Source organism: Sphingobium sp. 15-1 (genome assembly GCF_013375535.1).
Classification (GTDB): domain Bacteria; phylum Pseudomonadota; class Alphaproteobacteria; order Sphingomonadales; family Sphingomonadaceae; genus Sphingobium; species Sphingobium aromaticivastans.
Genome location: NZ_JABXJG010000002.1, coordinates 447805 through 463825 on the forward strand (window position 1 = coordinate 447805; position 16021 = coordinate 463825).

The 16021-nt window shown below is 65.3% G+C and carries 8 protein-coding genes; 2 read left to right on the plus strand and 6 right to left on the minus strand.

The window, feature by feature from the left end:
• Positions 1-64 precede the first annotated feature (64 nt).
• Both HUK72_RS18295 and HUK72_RS18300 read left to right on the plus strand, forming a co-directional pair.
• Positions 65-3250 carry an efflux RND transporter permease subunit gene (locus HUK72_RS18295; protein ID WP_176598220.1) on the plus strand — a complete coding sequence of 1062 codons (3186 nt, stop codon included), beginning with the start codon at positions 65-67 and terminating at the stop codon, positions 3248-3250.
• An 8-nt stretch (positions 3251-3258) separates the two neighbouring features.
• On the plus strand, positions 3259-4668 hold the full coding sequence (locus tag HUK72_RS18300; RefSeq protein WP_369806008.1) for an efflux transporter outer membrane subunit: 1410 nt from the start codon (positions 3259-3261) through the stop codon (positions 4666-4668).
• A 52-nt stretch (positions 4669-4720) separates the two neighbouring features.
• Here HUK72_RS18300 and HUK72_RS18305 read toward each other — a convergent pair whose 3' ends face one another.
• From HUK72_RS18305 to HUK72_RS18330, 6 genes are all read right to left on the minus strand, one after another.
• Positions 4721-6040: an oligogalacturonate lyase family protein gene (locus tag HUK72_RS18305; RefSeq protein ID WP_369806009.1), complete on the minus strand. Its 1320-nt coding sequence runs from the start codon at positions 6038-6040 to the stop codon at positions 4721-4723.
• The gene (locus tag HUK72_RS18310) at positions 6037-8724 is read right to left on the minus strand and encodes a Tat pathway signal sequence domain protein (RefSeq protein ID WP_176598223.1); all 2688 of its coding nucleotides are present in this window, start codon (positions 8722-8724) and stop codon (positions 6037-6039) included. The genes HUK72_RS18305 and HUK72_RS18310 overlap by 4 nt, the downstream gene beginning before the upstream one ends.
• Before the next feature lie 16 nt (positions 8725-8740).
• Positions 8741-9415, minus strand: a complete 675-nt coding sequence (locus tag HUK72_RS18315) for a DUF6250 domain-containing protein (protein WP_176598224.1) — start codon at positions 9413-9415, stop codon at positions 8741-8743.
• Between the two features lie 104 nt (positions 9416-9519).
• Positions 9520-12183, minus strand: coding sequence for a TonB-dependent receptor (locus HUK72_RS18320; protein ID WP_369806011.1), 2664 nt, complete (start codon positions 12181-12183; stop codon positions 9520-9522).
• Between the two features lie 248 nt (positions 12184-12431).
• Complete coding sequence (locus HUK72_RS18325) at positions 12432-14960, minus strand: TonB-dependent siderophore receptor (RefSeq protein WP_176598225.1); 2529 nt, start codon at positions 14958-14960, stop codon at positions 12432-12434.
• A 34-nt stretch (positions 14961-14994) separates the two neighbouring features.
• Positions 14995-16005: an ABC transporter substrate-binding protein gene (locus HUK72_RS18330; protein ID WP_176598226.1), complete on the minus strand. Its 1011-nt coding sequence runs from the start codon at positions 16003-16005 to the stop codon at positions 14995-14997.
• Positions 16006-16021 lie beyond the last annotated feature (16 nt).

Below are 16021 nucleotides of genomic sequence, written 5' to 3' on the forward strand. Positions count from 1 at the left end.
GATTTAGGCGATCCGTCCCCCCGGGATCGCGAACCCCTTTTCACGCCATCGAGGAATTCGTCCGATGCGCCTCTCCCGTTTCTTCATTGACCGGCCGATCTTTGCCGCCGTGATCGCGGTGATCATCACCGTGGTCGGCGCGATCGCCTTTGTCGGTCTGCCCGTCTCGCAATATCCGGACATCGTGCCGCCCACGGTCACGGTCTCCGCCCAATATCCCGGCGCCTCCGCCGAAACCGTCGCGTCCACCGTCGCCGCGCCGATCGAGCAGGAGATCAACGGCGTCGACGACATGCTCTACCAGAGCAGCCAGTCGACCAGCGACGGCAAGGTCACGATCACCGTCACCTTCAAGGTCGGCACCGATCTGGACGCCGCGCAGGTGCTGGTCCAAAACCGCGTCGCCGTGGCGATTCCGCGCCTGCCCGAAGAGGTGCAGCGGCTGGGCGTCGTCACGCGCAAGACGACCCCGGAATTTCTGATGGTCGTCAACCTCCAGTCGCCGGACGGCACGTTCGACCGCGATTATCTGTCCAACTATGCGCTGACGCAGATTCGCGACCGGCTGGCGCGGCTGGACGGCGTGGGCGATGTGCAATTGTTCGGTTCGCGCGACTATGCGATGCGCATCTGGATCGACCCCGACCGCGCCGCCGCACTCAACCTGACGGCGGGCGAGATCGTGCAGGCCCTGCGCGCCCAGAATGTGCAGGTGTCCGCCGGTTCCATCGGCCAGCCCCCTTATGATCGCGGTGAAGCCTTCCAGCTCGGCGTCGAGATGCAGGGCCGCCTGACCGAGCCGCAGCAGTTCGCGGACATCGTGATCCGCACCGATGCGGATGGCCGTCAGGTCCGGGTGGGCGATGTCGCCCGCGTCGAGCTGGGCGCGCAGGATTATGGCATCAACACCTATTTGTCGAACAAGCCCACCGTCGTCATCGCGACGATGCAGCGCCCCGGCTCCAACGCGCTCGACGCGGCGGAGAAGGTGAAGGCGGAGATGGAGCAACTGTCCAAGCGCTTCCCCAAGGGGCTGGAATATAGCGTCATCTACAATCCGACCGAATTCATCAGCCAGTCGATCGATGCCGTCTATCACACGCTGTTCGAAGCGGTGATCCTCGTCGTCCTCGTCATTCTGGTCTTCCTCCAGAACTGGCGGGCGGCGGTCATCCCGATCATCGCCATCCCGGTCTCCCTGATCGGCACGGCGGCGATCCTTGCGGGGCTGGGCTATTCGCTCAACAATCTGTCGCTGTTCGGCCTGGTGCTCGCCATCGGCATCGTCGTCGACGACGCCATCGTCGTGGTCGAGAATGTCGAGCGCAATATCGAGCATGGCATGTCGCCGCTGGAAGCCGCCCGCGTTTCCATGGATGAGGTTTCGACCGCGCTGATCGCCATCGTCCTCGTCCTGTGCGCGGTGTTCGTGCCGACTTTGTTCATCACCGGCATTTCGGGCGCTTTCTACCAGCAGTTCGCCGTCACCATCTCGACCGCGACGATCATTTCGCTGATCCTCTCGCTCACTCTGTCTCCGGCTGCGGCGGCGCTGTTGCTGAAGTCCAAACATGGCGGGCATGGTCTCGACAATGCGCCCCGCTGGCGCCAGTTGGCTGGGCAGGCGGCCGACCGCTTCAATCGCGGCTTCGACCGGCTGAGCGCTGGCTATGCCCGCCTCACCCGCTTCCTCGTCGCCCGGCCGAAGAAGATGCTGCTAACCTATTCGGGCCTGATCGCCGCCACCATCGCCCTGTTCTGGGTGACGCCGGGCGGCTTCATCCCCGCGCAGGACCAGGGCTATTTCCTGGCCGTAGTGCAGTTGCCCTCCGGCGCTTCGCTGGAACGCACCGACAAGGTGACGCGGGAGGTCGCGGCGAGAATCCTGCCGATCAAGGGGCTGCGCGGCGCGGTGATGTTCGCTGGTTTCCATGGCCCCTCCCAGACGCAGGCGCCCAACAGCGCCGCCATATACTTCCCGTTCAAGACCTTCGCTGAGCGGAAGGAAGAAGGCGTCACCTATGCCGGGATCATGGAGCAGGCGAACAAGGCCGTCGCCGGTTATGACAAGGCCCGCATCCTGCTCGTGCCGCCGCCGCTCATTCAGGGGATCGGATCGGCGGGCGGATACCGCCTGATGGTGCAGGATCGTGAGGATCATGGCTATGCCGGGCTGAACAAGGTCGCGCAGGACTTCATCGCCAAGGCGAACCAGACGCCGGGTATCAACATGATCTACACCCTGTTCGATGTCGGCACGCCCCGCATTTACGCCGACGTGGACCGGCGCAAGGCCGATCTGCTCGGCGTACCGCCGGAACGCGTGTTCGAAGCGATGCAGGTCTATCTGGGTTCGGCCTTCGTCAACGATTTCAACCTGCTGGGGCGCACCTATCGCGTCACCGCTCAGGCTGACGCGAACCATCGCGGCACGGTGGCGGACATCGCCAACTTGAAGACCCGGTCGAACAGCGGGCAGATGGTGCCCATCGGTTCCGTCTCGACCTTCAAGGACAAGACCGGTCCCTATCGCGTGGTGCGCTACAATCTGCTCCCGGCGGTGGAGATCGACGGCGATACCGCGCCGGGCTACAGTTCGGGCCAGTCGCTGACGACGATGGAGAAACTGGCCGATTCCACCCTTCCCGCCGGTTATGGCAAGGAATGGACGGGCGTCGCCTATCAGCAGGTGATCGCCGGCAACACGGCGGGCGTCGTCTTCGCCATGGCGGTGTTCTTCGTCTTCCTGGTGCTGGCGGCGCAATATGAAAGCCTGACGCTGCCGCTGTCGATCATCCTGATCGTGCCGATGTGCCTGTTCGCGGCCATGCTGGGCGTGAATTTGCGGGGCATGGACAATAATATCCTGACGCAGATCGGGCTGGTCGTGCTGATCGCTTTGGCGGCGAAGAACGCCATCCTGGTGGTCGAGTTCGCCAAGCAGGCGGAGGAGGAACAGGGACTCTCGCCGGTGGATGCCGCCGTTCAGGCTGCCCAAACCCGGTTGCGTCCGATCCTGATGACCAGCTTCGCCTTCATCCTGGGCGCGGTGCCTCTGGTGATCGCGAGCGGAGCGGGCGCGGAGCTGCGACAGGCTTTGGGTACGGCCGTCTTCTTCGGGATGACCGGTGTGACCGCCTTCGGCCTGCTTTTCACCCCCACTTTCTATGTCGTGTGCCGCGCATTGGGCGACCGCTTCTCCCGCAAGGGCAAGGGTCAGGCTCCCGCCGCGCTGCAACCCGCCGAATAAGGAACGGCATGATGATCAAGACACTCCTCCCCCTTCTGCTTGGCGCGTCGGCCTTGACCGCTTGCGCCGCAGGGCCGGATTATAAGGCTCCGGCTACTCCGACCACTGCTGCCGGGGCCTTTATCGGCGCGGCCAGTCCGGCGGTCAGCACCGCGCAGGCCGACGAGCATTGGTGGCGGCTCTACAGCGATCCGGTGCTGGACGGGCTGGTGCAGGATGCGTTGAAGGCCAATAGCGACATCCGCGTGGCCGTCGCCCGGCTGGAAAAGGCCCGCGCCCAGTTGCGCGGCGCCCGTTCGGACAAGCTGCCGCAGACGACATTGAGCGGTTCGCCCAGCTATGGCCGGGCGTCGGCGGCCCAGAGCTTGCCGGGCGCGGATCGGGAAAATTGGACCGTCGATGCGGGGCTGAACGTCGCCTATGAAGTCGACCTGTTCGGCCGCGTGAAGCGCAGCATCGAAGCGGCGAAGGGCGACGTCAACACCGCGTCGGCCGATGCCGACGCCGTGCGCGTGGCGGTGGTCGCGGACACGGTGCGCGCCTATGTCGACGCCACCAGCTCGGCGGAGCGCATCACCGTGGCGCGGCAGACGGTGGCGCTGCTCGACAACAGCATCCGCATCACCAACGCCCGGTTCGAGGTGGGCCGTTCCGACCGGCTGGACGTGATCCGCGTGACGGCGCTGCGCGACCAGCAGGCGGCGCAGATTCCCAGCCTGATCGCTGACCGGGACAGCGCTCTGTTCCGGCTGGCGACCCTGACGGGGCGCGCGCCGCAGGAAATCCCCTCGGTGGTACGCGAGCAGGGGACGACGCCAGACCTCACGCAGCCCATTCCGGTGGGGGATGGGCGCGCCTTGCTGGCCCGGCGTCCAGACGTACGCGCCGCCGAACAGCGGCTTGCCGCCGACACGGCGCGGATCGGCGTGGCGACGGCGGACCTTTATCCGCGCATCACCCTGGGCGGATCGATCGGCACGACGGCGATCGGCGGCGGCGATATATTCAGCGGCGGGCCATTCCGCTGGCTGCTGGGGCCGCTGATCAACTGGGCCTTCCCCAATCAGGAGGCCAATCGCGCCCGCATCGCCGCGGCCAGGGCCGATGCCGACGGGTCGCTCGCGGCGTTCGACGGCACGGTGCTGCAGGCGCTGGAGGAAACCGAGACGGCGCTGTCCGTCTATGCCCATGCGCTGGAGCGTCGCGACACGCTGAAGGCGGCGCGGGAAGCGGCCGACCGGGCGGCGCGCATCAGCCTGGCCCGCCAGCGCGAAGGCCAGATCGACTTTCTGACGGTGCTGGATGCGCAGCGGACGCTGGCGGCGGCGGAGAGCGACCTGGCGACGGCGAACCGGGCGGTGGCCTTCGCGCAGGTCGATCTGTTCCGGGCGCTTGGGGGCGGGTGGGCGACGGCCTGACGAACGGGCGCAACATGCTCCTACGCAGGAGCACGTTGCGCTTAATTTGCGCTTATTTCGTTACCTCGACCGCATAGACCTGGTTGCTGCCTTCCATGTTGGAGCGGAACACGATCCATTTGCCGTCTGGCGTGAAGGTCATATTCGGTTCCAACCGATAGTCGTGCTTGCGCATGTCGACGATCTTTTCCGCGTCGAAAGTCCCCGGCGAGATCAGGTCGTCGGCATTGTCCGCATGAATGCCCACCACGTCGGGAATGTCCCTGGGCGAGAATAGATAGAGATATTTCCCGTCCGGCGCATGCGCGACCATTTCGCTGTCGCCGCCGTCGCCCGAGAACAGCTTCAATCCCGGCGCTTGATTATAATGGACCGACCACATGTTGCGGTCGACCTTGAACCATTTCCGCTTGCCTGTCGCCAGTTCATAGCCGGCCAGCCAGAAGACTTCGCCGCGCGGCGTCTGCAGATCGTACCAGATCCACTTGCCGTCAGGCGAGAAGAACTCATGGCCGGCGATCTCCATGTTCATGGCGCGCCTGTGGACCAGGGTCTTGCCCGATCCGTCCGTTCTTATGGTCCAGATGCGGTCGACCTTATGCCAGGGCCCCTCATGGCAATAGATGATCAGCCCCGGATCGGTCGGAGAGAATTGCACATGGTTGAGCCAGTCGGTCGAGGCGACGACCACCTTCCGCTCTCCGGTGCGGATGTCGATGGTGAAGATCTCCATCGGTATCTTCGCCTCCAGCCGCTCGTTCAGCCGCACTTCCTTGGCCTCGGCAAAGCTCAGCGGCTTGCCGTCCGGACCATTGGCGGCATAGCTGGCCTGTCCGAATTGCTGCTTGATCTCCGGTCCAGCCTTCTGCGTGCCGTCGGGTTGCAGGGGCTTGTCGCTGGCCGCCCATTGCCCCAGCAGCAGCGTTTCGTCGGCATTGATCGAGCCGATTGATCCCCTGGCCACCGTGGCGACCTTCCGCACCTTGCCGCTGTCGATGTCGGCGGCGAAGATCGTCGTCGATCCGGCCGCGTCATTGCGGCCATGGCTGGCATAATAAGCGGTGCGCGTCCGGCGGCCGGTGAAGAGGAGCTGGATGTCCTTGCCCTTCACCAGCGGCCTGACGCTCCAGTCCGTCAGCGTGACGACGGAAATCCCCTCCGCCGTGGAGATCACCATCCTGTCGCCCTGCGGCGTATAGCTGTTCTGGTGGAAATAAAGGCTGGCACCGCCCGTTTCGGTGATCCGCACCACATGATGGCCGGTCAGCGGGTCGGTCCATTGCTTCACAGGCTTTGCCCAGGCGCTTCCCGAAAACAGGGCGGTTCCCGAAACCAGCGCCAGCGCCAACAGAAATTTCCGCATGCCTTTCATCCCTTCACCGCTGCCGCGTCACCGATCAGCGCCAGATTTTCGATCGCCGCAAGCCCCCATTGCGCCGCCGCGTTGGTGGACAGGTTCGGCCATTCCACGACGGGACGGACGACCGAGGCGCCCCTGACCTCATGCCGGGGATCGCCGTCGGACAGGCCCAGCCCCGCCTCGCCGGACAGAAATTCCTTCCACGCCCGCTCAGCCATCGCGGCATCGCCGGTTTCCCGCGCCAGATAGGCGGTCAGGCGCGAATGCCCCTCCGCCAGATTGCGCACCTTATAGGGCAGGTGGAACCGCGCTTCCCACTCAGCCGGGGGCGCATTGAACCACCGGCAATAATCCAGCCACGCGGCCCGGTAATGCGGCACGTCCAGCAATTGCAGCAATTCGGCATTCACCTCCAATGCCCCGAACACGGCGTTCAGGTGGGAGACCGAAATCGTCTCCCCCGCCCCCATGAACCGCCCGGATTTGAGATCATAGGGCGCGCCTCCGGCCAGCCAGCCCTGTTTCAGCCGTCCGATGCTGTCCATCCCGTTCACCAGCCTGTCGCGCCAGCGCCTGTCGCCGGTCCGCTCCCACTCGGTCAACCAGGCCGACGCCACCGAACACCACGCCGTCCCGAAGCTGAGGTCGATCGTTCCCGCGGGCAAGGGCTTGCGCTCCGCCCCCGGCACCTTCCTGCCGATCTCGACATGCTCCAGCGCCAGATCGGACGTCAGCAGCGCGCGCATCAGGTCGCCCGTCCGCTCGTCGCCGGTCAGATAATAATAGATCCGCCGGTAGATCGCATTGCTGATCCGGGGCTGTTTCGAACTGTCGCTCCAATGCTGGACCCCGTGGCGCGTTCCAAGGCCCGCAAAACGCCCGATATGATAGACGTCGACTTCACCCGTATGCCGCGTCAACGCTTCGGCAAAGCGGAAAGCCCTGCCGTCCCCGGTTCGCAACACATGGGTCCAGAACCAGAGATCGGGGGACAACTCGCTATTGTCCCAGGCATAGCCGCCAATATCATAGCGCCACTGGTGCCGGTCGAAATCATATGTGTGCATGATGTCGCCATGGTTCCAGAAACCATACCAGCCGCGCCGGTCGACCTCCCCCACATAGAAATCGACCAGATGGGCGTTCTGCGCCTCGATCCGCGCCTTCATCGGCGTGGAGCGGTCCGGCAAGGCCCAGACGCCCAGCACATGGGCGGCGTGAATCCGCTCCGGCGTCGCCATCAATTGCGGCGGCGCGGCATTGGCCTGCGCCATCGCCGCCAGCGCGTCGGCCTCCGGCGTCGCTTCCAGCGCCCAGAGCGTCAGTTCGCTGGTCCGGGCGACCCCGGTCGAACTGTCCCAGCCCGGCTCATAATCCTCATAGGTGATGGCGAGCCCTTCATTCTGCGCGTCATAGCCCTCCATGCCCATGACGCCGCGATAGGGACGCATGTCCATCGGCTGCGCGTCGGGCGACCAGAGCCAGGCGGTCAGCGAAGCCTGGTCCCTGTCCGCGTCGCCTATGTCGATCTGCCCCGGATGCCGCTGCCAGAAATAGCGCGCCGCCAGCGCTACGCCGCCCCGAGGCGACCCGACATAGCCAAGGCCCAGCGCCCGCCCGCCCGACGCCGCGTCGATCCAGGCCTGCCCCGCCGTGGTCCGCTTGACGATCGCGAAGCCGTCGGCATTGAGCTGCCGCAGCGAAAAATCACCCCAGGTCGGAATCCGATCCAGCAACCCGCGCACGGGGGGCGCGATGCTCTCCAGCGCCACGGCCTTGCCCGCGATCTGCGCGGCCCTCGCCTCTGCGCCGGGATCGCGGCGCAGGCCGGTCAGCGGCCGCACCGCCTCGGCAAATAGTCCGCCATCGGCGGCCGCCAGACGCACATGCCGGTCGTGCGGCGCGCCCGCCATCGGCACGGCGGCCCGCAAGCCGATGCCGCTCACGAAATCCTTCGCCGGATCGCCGTCGAAGATAAAGCTGTGCACGATCCGCACATGCTGCCCGCCCGCATAGGCGTAGAGCCGCACGACGAAGGGCAACCATTGGCGCCCCTGCCCTTCATGCATGCCCTCGATCTTGACGACGGCGCGCACCGGGCCTTTCTGCTCGACAGTCACCTTGTCGATCCGCCCGGCAAAAGTGCTGCGCCTGCCGCCCTGCGGCGCGTCGTCGACGCTGGCGACAAGGGTCAGGGCCTGCATCACCCCGCGCCCGCCGACCGTCGCGCCGCGAATGACCGCGCTGCCCGATTTGCCGACCGTCCATTCAACCTTGCCGACGGTGATCGCCACCTGGTCCGCGCTCTCCCGCACCAGTACCGGCGCTTCGGGCGCGCTGGGCTTGCCGGGCACCACCTCTATCCCCTCGGCCGACACGCCGGCGGGCAGGGCATGGGCCGACCATTTCAGCGATCCGTCCGGCCAGGTGGCCAGCGTCCAGTGCTGCGACGGCAGTTCGCCCGCCTCCGACCGCAGACGGAGCGCGCTCCCCGCCTTCACCGCGCCGCGCGGCCATGGCACGCCGAACGTCTGCCCCAGGCTGAGCCGGGGCGCCTCCCCGTCGATCCACCGCACTGGCGTTCGCGGCGCTTTTTTCTCCGCCGCCATCGCCGGCAGGGGCAGGATCGCCGCCGCCCCGCCCAGCAGGCCAAGGCGCAGCATGTCCCGCCGCCCTATCCCCGAAACATCATGCATGCGGCGCTCTCCCGGATTATCTTCTGCTGATGGAAAAATTGCGGACCTGGATATGGCTCTGCGTCGAACGCAGGCCGAAATGGCCTTTGCTATAGGGGGCGGGATCGATCATCTCGAACAGGGGCCTGCCGTCGCGTTCCACGGCGATGCGATGGCCGTCCGTGATCAGACGGATGTGGAACCAGCGATTGGGAACCAGCATGTCCTGCTTGCCGGCCCGGTCATGTTCGGGCAGCAGCGGACGGTCGCCCACCTTGCCGACATAGCGGCGCATCCGGGTGGTGGTGTTGCGATTGCCGCCAATGCCGACATAATAGGTCTGAAGCTCGTCATAGTCCGCGAACGCACCGCTTCGCCGCCTGGCCAGCACCGACCGGCCCGCGTCGCTCGCCATCCAGAAGGCGTTGACGTCGCTTACCGCGTCATATGGCCCGCCCGCCGACACGGCGCGCACATCATAGTCGATCGCAACTGGTCCTTCGAGTTCGGGCAGGAACCAGAGGGTGATCCCACTGGGCGTCTCAATATTCAATATGCCGTTGCGCGCCGACACCTTGGCGTCGCCCGCCGCCTCGACCCGCCATTGCTTCAGCCCATGGCGGAAATCGTCGCGCAGGGGCCGCGACGGCCCGGCCCATGCCGCCACGGGGATGGCGGCGAAGGCGGTCAGAAGCAGGCGGTGGCTGAACATGGCGTCACCCCATGTGGCAGAGGAAGCGCTGCGGGACGGGCGATCCCGTCCCGCAGCCAGTGTCCTTCGGCCCGGCTTTCACCGGGCCTTGGGGGAGGGACCGGTCAGAGCTTGAAGCGGATGCCGCCATAGACGCGGCGCCCGAAGGTTTCGATGATCGTGCGGCGGTAGATGCTGTTCGCATTTTCCTTGCGCGTGGCGTCGAGCAGGTTGACGCCTTCCAGGAACATCGACACGCCCGGCATCAGCGTCACGTTGAGCGACGCGTCGAGCTGGCCATAGGCTTCACCGAATTCAGGATTGTTGCCGCGTCCCTGCGCCGTGATCAGATATTTGGATCGCCAGTTATAGGCGCCGCGAAGACTGATGACATCATCCTCATAATAGGCCGAAATATTATAGGCATGGCGCGAGAGACCCTGGAACGGCAGCGATTCCCTGGTGAAGAAATCCTTGCCCTCATAGCCGCTATCCTTCGAATAGGTGTAGTTGACGATCACGCCCATCTGCTTGAGCACCGGCACGTCGAGGAAGTCGAAGGCGAGTTGCGCCCCCGCCTCGACGCCGTTGATCGTCACCTTCTGCGTGCCGTTGGTCGGCACGGTGATGGTGTAGGTCACGCCGCTCGCGTCCGTGTAGGGCTCCGTCGTGTTCTGGATAAAGCTGCTAATTTCCTTGCGGAAATAAGTGATCGAGGCGAAGCTGGTCTTGTTGATATAATATTCCAGGCCCGCATCATATTGGCGCGCGCGGAACGGCGCCAGGCCAGGATTGCCGCGCGAGCCCGACAGGCCCACGACGTCCAGCGTGAAGCGCGGCGCCAATTGCTGCGGCAGCGGGCGGGCCATCACTTCGGTCGCCGTGATACGGGCTTGCAGCTTGTTGGGGATCAGGTCCGCCTTCAGGTTGATCGACGGCAGGAATTCGGTGTTGTCGCTGTCGTAGGAGACCGGGCTGATGACCCCGCCCGCGCTCAGATAGCCGGAGGTGTTCACCTTGGTATTGACGACGCGCGCGCCGAGGACGCCGCTAACCGGAATCGCGCCGACATCGAAGGCGAAGGCAGCCTGTGCATAGCCGGCGATGTTGCGTTCGCCCACGCGCCAGGTGTCGGTGAACACCTGCGCATCGAACGGATCGGGGATGCCGACCGCATCGGCCACGCCCTGCGTCATGTTGAGCCAGCCGGTATAACCGCCGGTAAAGCCCAGATCGCCCGTGTTGAAGAAGGGCGCGGTGCCCAGCGCCGCATTGCCGCCGACGATGGAATTGATCCGCGCCTGCACCGCCGGATCGCTGAAGCCGTTGAGTATGGTCGATTTATTGTAGAAGCGGCTCTTCACCACCAGATCGCGATATTGGCCGCCGACCTTGAACGAGGTGAACGGGCCGCCATCGGGCTTATATTCCGCGTCCAGCTTGCCCATCTTCTCGGTCTGGTCGTCATAGCGCGGGCGGCGCAGCACGGTAAGCTGGTTGATCCCGGCCGTGGTCGTGGGATCGTTGGGCAGGATGATCTGCGGCGCGTTCTGGCCATTGGCATAATCGACGATCAGGCTGGACATGCCGGTGACGGCGGCGGTCGCGTTGATCTCATTATTATAGGCCTTGGCCTTCGAATAGGAGATTTTCGGGGTCAGCGTCAGCTTGCCCGTGGTCCAGTCCGCACCCAGCGCGATATTATAAGTGGTGCGGTTGATGTCGCCCAATATGTTGCGATAGGACACGCCAAGCTGGCTGGTCTGGGCCTTGGCCGGATTGTTGGTCATCACCAGATATTGGACAGTATTGTCCGGGCCGATGATCGTATTGGCCGTATCGACAAGGCCGCCGCTGGTCCCGGTTTGCAGATATTGCGACGTCACCGACTGTCGCGATTTGGTCCAGTTGCTTTCGACATAGGCCTTGAAATCGTCGCTCGGCCGCCATTCGAGAATGCCGTTCAGCGCATAGCGGCGGGTTTCGAGGCGGTTGATCACATAGCGCGGAATATCGGGGAAGAAATCGCCCACGCCGTCATTGTTGAGATCATAGACCTGGCCGTTGGCCTGCTTGAGCTGGACCCAGCCGGTGGTGCGGGCCTGATGGCTTTCGACATTGCGGTTCTCGAACGTGCCCGACACCAATATGCCCAGCGTGCCGTTGGCGAAGGTGTCGCTGCCGATCAGGGCCAGGCGCGGGTCCATATGGTCGGCAATGTCGGCATAGATGGCCTGGGCGGACCCCGCCAGATAGGGCTTGCCGCCATTGTCGAACGGGCGGCGCGTAATGACGCGCACGGTGCCGCCGACGCCACCTTCGGTCATGTCGGCGGTGGCGGACTTCACCACTTCCAGACGGTTGACGAATTCGGAAGGCAGGTCGCGGAAATCGACGTCGCGGCCGCCGCCGACCGTGGTGGACAGCGCGGTCACGCCGTTGATCTCGACGCGGTTGAGCGACGGGTCGGCGCCGCGAATGGTGACGCCCGATCCTTCGCCATCGGAACGGGTGAGCTGCACGCCGGTCACGCGCTGCAACGCTTCACCGACATTCTTGTCCGGGAACTTGCCGATGTCCTCGGCGGAAATCGCGTCCAGCACCTGTGGCGCGCTGCGCTTGGCGTTGAGCGCGCCCTGAAGGCTGCTGCGGATGCCGGTGACGACGATGTCGGCGGTGTCGTCCTTGGGCTGCGATGCCGCCTCCTGCGCCGCCGCGGCGGGCGCCAGCAGGAGCAGCGCCATGACCGACGTCGAAGCAAAGGCGAAATTTCTGGAAAGCGGCGACACCTTATATCCTCCCTCAAAGCTTCCGCCGTGGGACGAAATCGCTCCGCGACGGTCAATATCCCATATATTGGATATATGATGCGATATATGGATAAATGGAGGAGATGGAGCGACGCACTTGCGATGGAACGATGGATCGGCACGATAAACCGATCACATAAAGAACCAAAGTCCCGAAATGTGGATCGCGAGTCAGATTGGGCCGGACTCGCTGATCAGGAAGGAAGAAGCAGAGGCCAGGGCGGCGGCTAAAAGCGCGCCGACATCCGTCCATAATAGAATCCGCCGCTAAGGCCGAACGGCGCGAAATTGCCATAAGCGCCCGACCCATCATAGGCGATCACGCCATGGCGGTCCGGATAGGTGTCGAACAGGTTATTGGCGCCGACCGACAATGTCAGCCGATCGCTGATGTCATAGCCGACGTCCAGATCCGCAATCCATTTCGCGCCGAAGCGGCGATCGCCGCTCGCGACATTGCTCGATTCCACATAGCCGCCGAAGCGGGTCAACCGCGCCAACGCATGCAGCGGCCCCAGCGACCAGTCGTTCGTCAGCACCAGCTTCGTGCGCGGCGTCGCGGCGACCAGATCGCGCTGCGCCTGCCGCCCGAACAGGGTGACGTTGAGCGAGGCGAGTTGCTGTGGCGTGTCGATGACATGGGTGATCTTCGTGCGATTGAAGCTATAGGCGGCGTTCAGACGGAAATTGCCGAGCCCGCCAGTGCGCAGCGTATATTCGGCCACGACGTCAACACCGCGCGTGCGGGTGTCGATGGCGTTGGCGAAGAATTGCGCGCTGTCGACGTCATTGATGCCGTTGGCGACCAGAATGGCACGGATGGCCGATCCGCCATTGGACGCCGTGCCCAGGAATTCGGTCTTGACGATGCGGTCGTCCACCTTGATCTGATAGGCGTCGACCGTCAGGCGGAACGGTCCGCGCTCGAAGGATAGACCCGCCGTGTAGTTGAGCGACTTTTCCGGCTTGAGCGGACTGGCGCCCAGCGCCTGGGCGGCGACGCTGCCGACCGGCAGGAATTTCGAGGTGGTGCTGACCCGCTCATTGCCGATGATCGTCGCCGTGTTCTGCGTGGTCGAAAAGCCGCCCTGCGCCAGCGAAGGCGCGCGGAAGCCGGTATTGACGCCCCCGCGCAGGGCCAGGCCGGGCGCGAATTCATAGCGGGTCGAGAATTTGCCCGATACCGTGTCGCCCGCGCTGTCGTCATAATGTTCGAAGCGCCCGGCGACGCCCACGAACCAGCCCGGCGTGACATCCGCCGACAGGTCGACATAGGCGGCAAGGTTGTTGCGGCTGAGCGTCGCCTCGTCCGCGGGGGAGGTTCCGGTAAAGGACACCAGCCCCGGCGAAGGCGACCGGCCGCCATAGGCGTTGCCGAATGGCGTTCCATCGGCGGGGATCACATAGCCGCCGTCGCGATAGCTGTCCGGCTCCCCAGCGCGGTTGCGGAATTTTTCCCAGCGATGCTCGAACCCGATCGCCACGTCCAGCGGCTGAGCGGTGCCGATGTCGTAGCTGCGGGTGAATTCCAGATTATTGACCCAAAGATCCTGTATCTGCTTGCCCATGAAGAAGCTTGTCGGGCTGGCAGGGCCGAGCGAGGGATTGAGCGTACCTACCGCCCCCAGCTTTACATGGTCGCGGCCATAGCTGGCGGAAAGATCGAAAGACCATCCCGCCGTCAGATCGCCGCGCAGGCCGACGGCCGACTGCCAATCCCATTCCCGGATGCGCCGCCGCGCCTGAAAGCCGGAAGGATAGATGCCCGGCAGGGACGCCTGTCCCTGACCATTGGCCTGCCCCCCATAGCCGGTCTTTGCCGGGACAATGGCGCCTCGCTTGTCGTCGATGTCCCGATAGCTGAGGGTGGAGAAGCTGTAGGCGGTCAGCGCCGCGCCCACGGGCAGTTCTGCATTCAACGATCCGTTGACGATCTTGTCGCGGTTGGAGCGGCCATAGCCGCCCGCGATCAGATGATCGGCATTGGCCTCGCGCGGGTCGGGCGCGCCGTTCACCAAGGGATAGACATAGGGCACGGGTTCGGCCGAACTGTCGGCGCGGTCGTGATATTTCCCCTCCACGGCAAGGCGGATGAACCCGTCGCCGCCGATGCGCGTGCCATAGCTCAACCCCTGCTGCACCAGCGCGCCGCCCTTTTCATAAAGCTGCCCGGCGGTGGCAGAGAAAGAACCGCCCTCCGGCGCGTCGTCCAGCAGGATGTTGATGACGCCGGAAATCGCGTCCGACCCATATTGGGCGGCGGCACCGTCGCGCAGCACCTCGATCCGGCCCACGGCGTTGGTGGGGATCAGGTCGATGTCGACCGGCGTGGAGCCGCCCGATATGCGCGAAAGATTATTGATGAGCGCGGTCGTGTGCCGCCGCTTGCCGTTGACCAGCACCAGCAGATAGTCGCCCGACAGACCCCGAATGGAAATGGGGCGCACGCTGGCCGATGTGCCGCCGCCGCCCAGCGCCGGCATGGTGAGCGAGGGGATGATGTTGCCCAGCACTTCCTTAAGGCCGGTGCGGCCGGTCGCCTGCAATTCCTGGGGGCTGATGACATCGATCGGCACGGGGCTGTCCGCCACCGTCCGTCCCCCGCCCCGGCGCGTGCCGGTGACGACGATCGCTGATCCGGCCGCCTCCGCATCGTCGGCGGCGGCGGGCGGGACCGCGTCGCCAGTCTGCGCGAAGGCATAGGACGGGATGGCGGCGCCGGACAGGGCGGCACCGGCAAGGAGCAGGCTTTTCATCGGGATTCCTTCGAAATGGGGAAAAAAGAGGGCGTCAGTCCCGCCGGGCCAGGGTCGTGGCGTTGAAGGAGGGATCATAGGCGCCGCGAATGTCGGGCAGCGCGGGGATGATGCCGGCGCGGCGGTAGCGGGCGAAGATTTCGGCCTGTTCGCGGACCAGCGCATCGTTTATCGGTTCCGCCGTGCCGACATAGGCGGCGATAGAGAAGCGGGCGACCTTGATGGGCAGACCGGTCTCCTGCGCCAGCGTCCGGGCGAAGGCGTCGGGATGCGCCGCCGCCCAGCCCCGCGCCCGGTTCAACCGCGCCAGGAAATCGGCCAATATCGCCCGCTTGCCGTGGATCGCGGAATCCGATGCCGCGAAGAAACCGGCCTGGGCGGGCAAGCCGCTGGCATCGCCCAGCACCCGGTCGCCATTTTCCATGACGGCAATGCCGACATAGCTGCCCCAGGTCGACCAGGCGTCGATCGCGCCGCTTTCCAGCGCGGCCTTGGCGCCGCCATTGTCGAGATAGGTCCAGCGGACATCGGACGGCGCGAGGCCCGCTTCCTCGATCAGGCGGAGCGCCAGATCCTGCCCGGCCGAACCGCGCACGGTGGCGAGCTTGCGCCCCTTGAGCTGCGCCAAGGACCGGACCGGCGAATCCTTCGGCACGACGATGGCGGAGGCGCGGCCAACGCCCGGCCCCTGGGGGCGATAGGCGAACACCGCCTTGATCTTCGCGCCGCCCGCATAGGCGAAGGCGAAGGGCGGAGCGCCGACGCCTCCCACATCGATCGCCCCCGCGCCCAGCGCCTCCAGCAAGGGAGAGGCCGCCGGGAACTGCGCCCATTCGATCCGGTAGGAAACCCCGTCCAGCTCCCCGGCGGCGCGCATCAATGCCTGGGCGCCGCCGCGCTGGTCCCCGATCTTCAGGACCGGCCGGTCATGGCCGCTCCCGCCTTGCGGGCGGAACCACAGGAGGCCGATGGTCACCGCCCCGATCAGGACGGCAAGGGCGATCCAGGGGACAGCCCTGCGGCGGAGGGTGGGATTGCGCGTCATGGCGTCTCCGAGGCCG